Origin of the sequence: Granulosicoccus antarcticus IMCC3135, assembly GCF_002215215.1 — a bacterium.
Taxonomy (GTDB): domain Bacteria; phylum Pseudomonadota; class Gammaproteobacteria; order Granulosicoccales; family Granulosicoccaceae; genus Granulosicoccus; species Granulosicoccus antarcticus.
The window spans coordinates 2,977,253-2,987,850 of sequence record NZ_CP018632.1 but is presented as its reverse complement, the minus strand read 5'-3'; the positions used below and the strand labels follow the sequence as shown (position 1 = coordinate 2,987,850).

Annotated in this window: 8 protein-coding genes; 5 read left to right on the top strand and 3 right to left on the bottom strand. The window is 53.1% G+C overall.

Annotated elements, in window-relative coordinates:
* Positions 1-6 precede the first annotated feature (6 nt).
* The gene (locus tag IMCC3135_RS12940) at positions 7-1,260 is read right to left on the bottom strand and encodes a sarcosine oxidase subunit beta family protein (RefSeq protein WP_088921825.1); all 1,254 of its coding nucleotides are present in this window, start codon (positions 1,258-1,260) and stop codon (positions 7-9) included.
* 140 nt (positions 1,261-1,400) lie between these two features.
* Here IMCC3135_RS12940 and IMCC3135_RS12935 point away from each other — a divergent pair, with 140 nt between their 5' ends.
* Positions 1,401-2,414, top strand: coding sequence for a GlxA family transcriptional regulator (locus tag IMCC3135_RS12935; protein ID WP_088918001.1), 1,014 nt, complete (start codon positions 1,401-1,403; stop codon positions 2,412-2,414).
* 54 nt (positions 2,415-2,468) lie between these two features.
* Here the strand turns inward: IMCC3135_RS12935 and IMCC3135_RS12930 are convergent, their stop codons facing one another.
* Positions 2,469-2,831 (bottom strand): response regulator, encoded by a 363-nt coding sequence (locus IMCC3135_RS12930; RefSeq protein ID WP_157735953.1) that lies wholly within the window; start codon positions 2,829-2,831, stop codon positions 2,469-2,471.
* A gap of 247 nt (positions 2,832-3,078) precedes the next feature.
* Between IMCC3135_RS12930 and IMCC3135_RS12925 the strand changes: the two genes are divergently transcribed.
* The 4 genes from IMCC3135_RS12925 to IMCC3135_RS12910 all read left to right on the top strand — a co-directional run bounded on the left by IMCC3135_RS12925 (position 3,079) and on the right by IMCC3135_RS12910 (position 9,113).
* Positions 3,079-4,458 (top strand): DUF2254 domain-containing protein, encoded by a 1,380-nt coding sequence (locus IMCC3135_RS12925; protein ID WP_157735952.1) that lies wholly within the window; start codon positions 3,079-3,081, stop codon positions 4,456-4,458.
* A gap of 101 nt (positions 4,459-4,559) precedes the next feature.
* Complete coding sequence (locus IMCC3135_RS12920; protein ID WP_088917998.1) at positions 4,560-5,801, top strand: hypothetical protein; 1,242 nt, start codon at positions 4,560-4,562, stop codon at positions 5,799-5,801.
* Between the two features lie 151 nt (positions 5,802-5,952).
* Complete coding sequence (locus IMCC3135_RS34980; protein WP_088917997.1) at positions 5,953-7,719, top strand: diguanylate cyclase; 1,767 nt, start codon at positions 5,953-5,955, stop codon at positions 7,717-7,719.
* Positions 7,720-7,844: 125 nt separating this feature from the next.
* A complete protein-coding gene (locus IMCC3135_RS12910; protein WP_088917996.1) occupies positions 7,845-9,113 on the top strand; it encodes an amidase family protein in 1,269 nt (422 codons plus the stop codon).
* A 41-nt stretch (positions 9,114-9,154) separates the two neighbouring features.
* Here IMCC3135_RS12910 and modF read toward each other — a convergent pair whose 3' ends face one another.
* Positions 9,155-10,585 carry a molybdate ABC transporter ATP-binding protein ModF gene (gene modF, locus IMCC3135_RS12905; RefSeq protein WP_088917995.1) on the bottom strand — a complete coding sequence of 477 codons (1,431 nt, stop codon included), beginning with the start codon at positions 10,583-10,585 and terminating at the stop codon, positions 9,155-9,157.
* Between the last annotated feature and the right edge of the window lie 13 nt (positions 10,586-10,598).

Genomic DNA, 10,598 nt, shown 5'->3' with positions numbered 1-10,598 from the left:
CGGGGATCAGTGCGCAACGCCTGCAGCACCGTGCTCGTCGATCAGCGCGCCTGTCTGGAATCTCCAGTAATTAAACGCATTGCTCAGCGTATTGGGCTCGCCGGTTGCCAGCATGTCGGCAAAGACATGGCCTGAACCCGGCGTCGCCTTGAACCCGCCAGTGCCCCAACCGCAGTTGAAGAACAGATTCTCGACCGGAGTTTTGGAGATAATGGGGCAGGCATCCGGAGTTGTATCGACGATTCCACCCCACTGTCTATTCATGTGCACACGCGAGACCACGGGAAACAATTCTATGATGGCCTGCATGGTGTGTTCTATAACCGAATAGGAACCGCGTTGACCATAGCCGACATATCCGTCAATACCTGCCCCGATGACCAGATCACCCTTGTCCGACTGTGACATATACCCATGCACCGCATTGGACATGACAACCGTATCGAGGATAGGTTTGATGGGTTCGGACACATAGGCCTGCAAAGGGTGAGACTCTATCGGGAGCTCAAAGCCTGCGTACCCTGCCAATACCCCAGAGTTACCAGCGGTCACGCAACCGATGCGGTTGGCCCCGATGATCCCATGCTGCTTTGTCTGAACACCCACGGCCGCACCATCTTCAATGATGATGTCGGTCACTTCGGTCTGCTGGATGATATCCACACCGTAGCTATCAGCACCTCTGGCGAAGCCCCAGGCAACAGCATCGTGTCTGGCGACACCGGCTCTGGGCTGCCACGAGGCTCCCATTATCGGATATCGGGTGTTTCCTGAACAGTCCATGATCGGCACGATCTCGGCACACTGTTGTGCATCCAGCACTTCTCCGTCGATGCCGTTCAATCGATTGGCAGTGACGCGGCGTTGAATATCGCGCATGTCTTGCTGGTTGTGACCCAGGTTCATGACGCCACGCTGGGAGAACATCACGTTGTAATTAAGGTCCTGTGACAAGCCTTCCCAGAGTTGCATGGCATGCTCATAGAGGTTGGCAGCTTCGTCCCACAAATAATTGGATCTCACAATAGTCGTATTACGACCCGTATTACCGCCCCCAATCCAGCCTTTTTCGATCACCGCCACATTGATCTTGTCATGCAGCTTGGCCAGATAATAGGCAGTTGCCAGACCATGCCCACCACCGCCGATGATAATGACATCGTAGTGCTTTTTCGGCTTGGGATTGCGCCACATGCGCTGCCAGTGCTCCTGATGCTGAAACGCCTGCTTGATGAGGCCAAACCCAGAGAAACGATTCATGTCTGACTGCTGCATGTGGAAGAGAGTTAGCCTGTATTGTGAACTTCTCGACGGCTCTGGACCTGACCAATCACGTACATTTATTGTCTCTTTGCGCCACTAATAGCATTTTGCGACAAAAGTGCAGGTATTCTGCCGCTATGGATAATGAAAATGAACTTTGCGAGCATCAACAAACCGTCAACGTGACGTTTGTCTTGCAAACGCATTTTTCATTGCTGGCATTCACAGCCGCCGCCGATGCACTGACCACCGCAAATCTGGTCAACCGGCAAAAGCACTTTACTTTCCGGACAACATCTATTCAGGACAAGCACGTGGTCAGCGACCTGGGGATTGCCATCCCCGTGGATGAGACCATCTGCGACAACACCAGCTCCCAACCTGACAACGATGTGGATATCGACGTCATCATTGTCTGCGGTGGTTATCGCTGCGACCTGGTTGCCAACCCCTTGTTGAACGAATGGCTGTGCCAGAGTGAGCACAGAGGATGCCTGTTGGGAGGCATCTGGAACGGCATTCTACAAATTGCCCTGGCAGGTTTGATGGATGGTTATTCCTGCTCTCTACATCCGGACAACCATGCGCATGCTGCACGTCTTCACCCGAACCTGCAGATACGACCTGACACCGTAGTCGTTGATCGAAATCGTTTGTCGGCTGCTGGCCCCAACAGCGCATTCGAACTCATGCTACTGCTGATACGACGCTACGATTCTGCTGAAACCGTGCAGGAAATACGACAGATTCTCAAGGCCGATACCTCGCCTTCGCGCCTGGCCCGGACCACGGCCTACCCGCCGGGCCAGGACTGGCTGCCGCAGAATCTGCACAGCGCTCTGGTACTGATGCGCAGCAGCCTGGAAGAGCCTGTCAGCAAGCGTCATCTGGCGCAACATATCAATCTTTCCATACGGGCAATGGAGCGATTGTTTCAGCGTCACCTGAACACCAGTCCGGCACGCCACTATCTGACGCTTCGCCTGCAGAGAGCCCATGAGCTTCTATCGCACGGTGACTTGTCTGTTGGGGAAATCAGTGATGCCTGCGGCTTTATCAGCTCTGCACATTTCAGCCGTTCCTTCAATCGGCGCTACGGCCTCGCCCCTTCCGATGTTCGCCGCTCGGTCACCGCCCTACTTGATACCTGAGACTTTACCTGCATTTGGGCCAGATTAATTGCCATCAATCCAGCGACCCTAGCGTCAGGCCACTGGCAGTACCTGCGATAGTTCACTTCTCAGGTTTGCCAATGAGCTAGGTTTGCTGATATAGGCAGTGACATCCAGATGCCGACTGTCACGCTTGAGTTGTGGCATATCGTTACCAGACCAGAAAACAACCTTGCAACTGCCCCTGAGCTCCAGGGCAAGATCGGCAATATCAACGCCGCTTTGATCCTCTCCCAAGTCCCAATCAGTTATGAGCACCTGCGGTGCCTGATACAGGAGCGCATCTCGAGCATCACGCGCACAGCGCGCGCCTCGCGGCTTATGCCCCATTCGAGTCACCAGGCGCATCAAGGCTCCGTGAGTTTGCTCATCGTCTTCGACAATCAGAATATCCACAAGAGGTCTCATAAAAAATGGTACATCAGAAAAACATCGACAGAACCTGTCACACAACATCGTTTGACCATCATTCTCGGCAATCATTACTTACAGGCTCTATTCAACGTAGAAGGTATTATTCAATCCGGTGAACAGACCATATAGCGCTTATGGCTGTACGGTAGCTGCCTTGTAACATTTAGTCTGTTCCAACCCTTTTGCCCATCAAAAACCACTGAGAACCCTTATTACTGTGCATGCAAAATTGATCAAATTAATCAATGACATAGCATCCAGCTACTGGTTCGTGCCCATGTGCATGGTGCTGGGTGCCATGGGGCTGGGGCTGGGCCTCGGGTGGCTTGATGCCAACCAGGCAACGGGCTGGCTCCCTTGGCAGATACACGCAAACGCCGATGATGCCCGCACTTTGCTCAGTGTCGTCGCCACCTCCGTGCTGGGCGTCGCTGGCGTGACATTCTCCATCACGGTGGTCGCCGTCTCATTTGCAAGCTCCAACTACGGCCCGCGGCTGATCAACAACTTCATGGGTGACAAGGGCAGCCAATACACGCTAGGCACATTTATTGGCACGTTTGTCTATTGCCTGACGGTACTGACCAACCTTCACGGCCCTTACACAACCGAATCGGGCGAACAAATCGACGCTTTTATTCCCAACCTGAGCCTCAGCGTGGCTTTGCTGCTGAGCCTGGCATCAATCTATGTCCTTATCTATTTCATTAATCACATCACTGAAATAATCAACATAGAGAACATCACGGCCAGCATTGGTCATAGCCTTACGAACCGTATCAACAAGCCTTTTCCCAACAGGGGTTCTCACATTCCACGGATTGATGAACCAGATTTTCAGACCGCTATTCACGGCAGAAACATGCACTCGGTCAAAGCCGAGACGATCGGCTATATACAAGCCATCGACCTGGACAGATTGTCTTCGCTTACCCAGGAACAGGATCTGTTAATCCGCATTCATTATCGTCCAGGCGATTTCACCACCACACACGATTGCTTGTTGAGCCTCTGGACAGGCAGTGACGAGGACATCTCCCATGACTCATTACGTGAATGCTTCGCCACCGGCCAAGAGCGAACCGAACACCAGAATGTGCTTTTTCTGGCCGAACAATTGAGCGAGGTGATTGCCAGAGCACTCTCACCAGGCATCAACGATCCATTCACCGCAATCAGTTGCATGAACTGGTTTCGCACGGCCCTGATGGAATACCTGAGTGATGGATACTCGACCTCGACTGACCACAGCGACGCCAACGACGATTCGCGCCCGGCACGGATACAGCTGACCCCCATAGACTTATCGCGCCTGTGTGCCGTCATGTTTGACTACACCCGACAGTACGTCGCTGCAGATCGAAATACCAGCTTGCATACGCTGGCCTTGATTGCAGAGTGTGCCTGGCATGCCGGACCAGGGCCTTCCAGAACCTTGTTACTGATGCATCTGGATAAACTACATAAAAGCAGTCTTTCTTGCATGGCTGGAAATGTGGAATCGCAAGACATTACTCGACGCTATGAGGAAGCCTTGTCTATTTTCTCCAGCAAGCGAGACATCAATGAGGTCAGAGCTTGCGCAACGTGGTTTGGTGGCAGCGCCTGAATTGTAAAAATAACAGAGTGTTTTTACCTGCTTTCAAAACTCCAGAGAAGCCGTTTTGAAATAGATAATCTTGTCGCATCTTTTCAACACAGAGACTCGACATGACACTTATCCTCTCGAATTCAGCCCCTCTTCAACAACACTACAAGAGTGGCATCACACGCTCAATCAGCTCTGTGGCAGTCACCATCGCGCTGGGTACGATAAGTTCATCGGTATTCGCTCTTGAGCTGACGGACTATACCGAACCTGACACAGAATTCGATGAAGCCTATATCGACTTCAATGCCAATGCCAATGATGGCAATCAGGATCAGACTTCCTATGATGCGCTGCTCAACGGATTCTACAACCATCAGGAGAGCACGAAAGACAGAGTGCTTAACTATCGGTTCGGCGCAAACTATGATGCCTCACGCGGCCCGAGTGATGATGATCGAACTCGTGATGATTATGGGGCCAGCCTGGGGGTCAGCTCAGACAACTATTTCAGTGAAACCCAAGACAAGCTGTTCTGGTTTGGCGCAGCCGATTATGCATTCCAGGACAGTGCTGAAGACGATAGCGCCGGATTCTCGGTGGGTATCGGTTATGGCCGTGTCTGGAATGCAACGCCTTTAGCCAAGGTACTGCGTATTCAAGAAGATTTACAGGAGACCGGACAGATCACCGGAGACATCAGTGATGAGGGTGCCAGAGAACTGGCCGACATCGTTGCCAAAGAAGATCAGTACCGCGCTCAGGAAGGTGAGGATACCTACAGAGGCGTCTGGTATGCCGAGATGGAAGAGGTATTGAGAAAGGAAGGCCTGCTGGCCGGTGACACACTCAGTGCGCTGGGCGCCGTCCGCCTTGACGACGTTCTGTTTGACGAGCCTATCAGTGCCCGACGTCACGGCTGGCTGGCACGCGCAGGCGTGGGTATGCAGCTCAGAGAATTCTCAGGCACCGTGGATAACGATCCTAAACTGCGATTTGAACTTGAGTATGCCAAACCCTATGGCCTGACAGGCCAGCTGCTGGAAACGGCTGTCTATGAACCAGTTTTCGGTGATGATACGGTACACATCATTACCAATCGATTGAGCTATACCTACGAAATTTCTGACCGGGTCGATTGGCTGAATGCCTGGAACCTCAGCTTTCAACAGGTAGGTGACGAAGACGACACTCGATTTGTCACCAACGAGCTGACCTCAACCTTCCTCTACCACCTGACCAACGAGCTGGACCTGGGCCTGACGCTGGCAGCCAATGATGAAGACGTACGTCCTGACAACGATAATGGGGATGATGAAGTCAATAAATCAGCGGTCCTCGGAATCCGTTACCGTGTGAAGTAAGTAGTCACGTGGCGCAAGACAAACCATAGCCATATAGCCCTTCTTTTTGAAGGGCTTTTTAATGTGCAATAACGCCCCTTCCAGGCCGGCAGACACTGGAATACCGACATTGTTAAAGTTTTTCTGCTGCCTGCCGATGAGCAGAGCATAAATGGCGTTTTTCTTGCTTGAGGGTGGATGTAATTTTTCACTTTTGATGCAGATGACACCCAATTCCCTGCGACTAACCCTGGTAACCATCGTTGTAACGTTGCAGCTAACCTCGTTAGGCGTGGTCAGTGTAATGTCAGGAAATCAGCTGGAGCAACAGCAACAGCTGGAAACCAGTGCCGCCCTGAAGATGCACGCGGATGAAGTGGTGGAGAAAACCCGGCTATTCCTTGTCCCCGCGTTGAGTCAGCTGACAGTGGCCAGCCAGCTGATAGCTGACGGCGTGCTGGACCCACACAATGACCAGTTACTGGCCACCTTCTTTCGCTCCCAGCTTCGCTCCAACCACTGGCTCAAGGGTATGTATCTGGGTCGGGAAAACGGCAGCCTGATACGTGTTGCCAGATTCGAAAGCAGCGCAAAGTCCGGGTCGCAGTTCAATCGTAACGTGATGATCACCAAATCGATTCTGGTGCAGGGCGAGAACCGGCAAGTCATCTATGAGCAGCGCGACGAGGAAACGGGCGACATTCGCCAGTGGGATAATTCCGAAGAAAGGAGCGACCCCAGACAGCAAGAGTGGTACAGCGCCGCACACTCCGGAAAAAACCTGGTCTGGAGCAATGCTTTCAGCTTCTACGCCAACGGCAAGCCAACGGTCTCGGCCTCGGTTGCCGTAACCACGCGAGATGGCCTCGAAGCGGGTGTTCTCAGCGTCGCCGTTGATCTGCACGACCTGACAGCCTTCATTGACAATACCCGCAGTGGCAGCAATCTCTCAGCAGTCATGTTGGATGCAAACGGGCGAATCATTGCGCACTCAGCAGGCCAGAATCAGCCCGGACCTATCGGTTTCAGTGATATCGACTCGCTGTTTCGCGACTCCAGCAATACAGCTTTGTTTGAACTGTACTCTCGTACACATGAACAAAGGCTTGGCAAGAAGGATGGCGAGGATACCTTCGTCGAACATGTAAACCTGGCCAAGGAGAAACAGCTGGGTATGGCGCGCTCAGTCAACCTTTTCAATGGCGCGATCAACTGGTCCCTGTTGATCACTCAACCCGATTATCACTCTCTGAGCAGCAGTGGCAACATTCTGGATTCAGGTATGCGCCTGGCCATGCTCATTATTGCCACGCCTGGCATTCTGGCGTTGCTGTTTGTCGTCATCGTCACCGGGCCAGTCTACCGACTGCACCGCCAGGCGACTGTGGATCAACTGACTCGTGCCTTTAATCGTGATGAATTCGAAACACGGGTGAGAACCAAACTGGCCCAGGCGCATAACCTGCCTGCAGACCAACGTCAGATCGTTGTTGCTCTGGACCTGGATGGCTTCAAGATCATAAACGACAGTTTCGGTCATAGCGCAGGCGATGTCATTCTCAAAACCGTCGTCAAGCGTTTGCAAGCCAATTTGCAACCGAAGGATATCGTTGGTCGGGTCGGTGGGGACGAGTTCGCCTTCACCTGCGTGCTGGACAAAAATATTGATGCAACCCTGTATCTGGAACAATTGCGTCTCAAGATTGTGTCAGATCCGGTCCCTACCACCTCTGGACGACACTCTTTTGGCATGACGATGGGGTTTACCGAAATACGGCCCGAGGATGATCTGTACACGCTACTGAAGCGTGCCGATCATGCGCTGGTATCCGGCAAGGCGACCCGAAAGAACTGTACTTATAGCTCTGGCGAACATCTGCCACGAGCGCAGAAAACCCCTGACTTCATCATTGAGCGAAAAGAAGTCGTATCTGTCTGATCAATCACTGCTATGACCCCGAAAATCCCGGGTAAACAACATCATGGCTGAATCTCCTATAATCAAGCCTATCAGTCGCTCATCAGGGCGAGCACTCTTACCCGAAGGTTTGAAAGGACAGAAACATGACTTCATCCTATCCATGGACACCCGATAGCGCCCCCATCCGGGTCGCAGATCTGCAGGCCAGGCTCGACAGTGATGACCCCGCTCTGAGGCATGTGTTTACCGAAATCTTTCACGACCCGATCGCCGGACAATCACCCATCAACAACCCCTTGAATGGGGCTTTGGTATCGGTCAAGGAACTGTTCGATGTCAAGGGCCACGTGACCCGCGCCGGCACCCGTTTCATGGCTGAGGATGCACCTGCCGTAGCCGATGCTCTGCCCATCCAGCGTTTGCGAGCAGCGGGTGCGGTTATGCTCGGGACGACCAATATGACTGAGCTTGCCTACTCCGGTCTGGGTTTGAATCCCCATAACGGAACGCCGGAGAATGCCATTCATGCCGGCTGCATCCCAGGTGGCTCCACCTCGGGTGGCGCGATCTCAGTCGCCCGAGGTGTCGCCGATATTGCCGTCGGCACCGATACTGGTGGTTCTCTGCGTATTCCTGCAGCATTCAATGGCATCGTGGGGTTCAAACCCACCCAGGCCACTGTGTCTCGCCAGGGCTGCAAGTCACTGTCGCAGACTTTGGACAGCATTGGACCCATGGCAGCCAGCGTGGAGACCTGCAGCCAGGCCTACCAGGTTATGCGCGACGACTCAGCCACCACCGAAAGAGAGATTGATCCGGTATTCATCATCCCTGACAACTATGGCATGGACGATCTGGAACCTGAAGTTGCGGCAGCCTTTACCCATGCCGTATTACGTCTGCGCGATGCGGGACATGACGTACGTACACAGTCTCTGGCCAGCCTTGAACGCCTGAAATCACTGGCTGTCTGGCAGATTGCAGCTGTCGAGGCTTACGCGGAATACCATGAAGCCCTTCAATCATACCCGGATCAGTTTGACCCGCGAGTATCGAGTCGCATTGCTCGTGCGCAAACACTCAGCGCGCTCGAATACCGCACAACTCTGAATGCGCGCAATGATCTGATCCGTCAATATCAGGCAGAAATGATGGGCAAGGTTCTACTCATGCCAACCGTCCCCATTTTGCCGCCCTCAATGTCCGTATTCGACAACGATGACACTTACGCTCGATTGAACGTGCAAGTCTTGCGTAATCCCAGCATTGCCAACGTCATGGATTGTTGCAGCATTTCCCTACCCGTCATTCACGAAGGCAATGCTACCGGCTTGATGCTGACTGCCCAGGCTTTTTCAGATCAGGCCTTACTACAACTGGCAGCACTTTGCGAAGCATTGCTGGAAGCCTGATACTAGCCGCGAACACGGCCCCTGATCATCGATCTCGGTGATCAGGCAGCACCCAGGGCCAGGTATTGATCGATACCCGCCACAGCATCCTCAGGATGGTGATTGACATAGATGACTGAGGTTTCCGAACCTGCACAGATCTTTTCGATCAAAGCCAGAACCAGTTGCCGGTTCATGTCATCCAGCCCAAGACAGGGCTCATCAAGAATGAGCAAAGGTGGATGTTTGACCATGGAGCGCGCTATCAGCAGCAGACGCTGATCACCATAGGACAATTTGTTGAACGGTTCACTGGCACGATCACTCATCCCCAGCACCGCCAGCCATTCATCCGCTATTTCACGCTGTCGATCTGTGTACTTGCTATACAGACCAATACTGTCGTAGAAGCCGGAGATGATCACATGTCGCAAACTGGTACCGACGCGATACTCCCACTGTAATGCCGTAGAAACATAGCCGATATACTGCTTGATCTGCCAGATACTCTCCCCGCTTCCCCGTTTGAAGCCGAACACCACAATATCGTTCACATAGCACTGCGGATGGTCACCCGTTATCAGCGATAACAGACCGGTCTTGCCGCTGCCGTTCGGCCCCGTCAGCTGCCAATGCTGATTACGTTCTATAGTCCAGGATAGATTTTCGAAGATACTGATATCACCGTACCGAATGCTTACCTCATTCAACTGCACCAGCGGTTGAGTGGGATCCAGAGGTGGCAAACTTGAAACCGGATCCACCTTGGGCAACTCCAAAGCACTGGTTTTCAAGTGCAGAAGTTGATACAGCTCGTTATAAGCCTGCTCATCACTGCGTCGGACCTTGTGCAACAGATGGCCTTTGTCCATATAGGCAATATCGGTAATGAACTCGGGACACTCATCGAAGCGGTTGAGTACCAGAATCATGGGCACCTGACCGACAAGTGATTGAAGGTGCAGTGCCAGCATCCGATGGGTGGCAGCATCCAGCCCGTCAAACGGCTCATCCAGAATGAGTAACTCAGGCTTGCACGTTAGTGCCCGCACCAGTAAAACCTTGCGACTCTCACCCGTAGAGAGCTTGCGAAACGCACGCTCCAGTAATGCTGTCAGTCCGAACTGCTCAATCAGTTGCGCCGCCAGGTCGTGATCCATGCAGCCGTCAAATAATATTTCCTTTACCGGCGTGCCCTCGGATATCACATCCATGATGTCCGCATCATCCTTGCGCCGTTCGGCCTCGATCAGCTCACCCTGAGCCTCATAGGAGACCAGCGCCACCTTGCATGGCAGCCCATCGATACTGCCCGACACCAAATCGCCGGCGCCGGCAAGAGCGGCAGCAAGTGCCGACTTGCCGGAACCGTTGGTACCGGTAATCATCCAGTGTTGACCGGGTTCGATCCGCCAGTCGATATCGATGAGCCGGAAGCGCTCATCGAAGTCGACGCTCAGGGATGCTAATTGAATGGCGGATTGATCGGTCATGCTGGAGTATTCA

Bases quoted from the DNA above. Each gene is read 5' to 3' on its own strand.
- modF (WP_088917995.1), bottom strand. From the start codon at position 10,585: ATGACCGATCAATCCGCCATTCAATTAGCATCCCTGAGCGTCGACTTC.
- IMCC3135_RS34980 (WP_088917997.1), top strand. From the start codon at position 5,953: ATGGCGTTTTTCTTGCTTGAGGGTGGATGTAATTTTTCACTTTTGATG.
- IMCC3135_RS12940 (WP_088921825.1), bottom strand. From the start codon at position 1,260: ATGAATCGTTTCTCTGGGTTTGGCCTCATCAAGCAGGCGTTTCAGCAT.
- IMCC3135_RS12920 (WP_088917998.1), top strand. From the start codon at position 4,560: ATGACACTTATCCTCTCGAATTCAGCCCCTCTTCAACAACACTACAAG.
- IMCC3135_RS12935 (WP_088918001.1), top strand. From the start codon at position 1,401: ATGGATAATGAAAATGAACTTTGCGAGCATCAACAAACCGTCAACGTG.
- IMCC3135_RS12910 (WP_088917996.1), top strand. From the start codon at position 7,845: ATGACTTCATCCTATCCATGGACACCCGATAGCGCCCCCATCCGGGTC.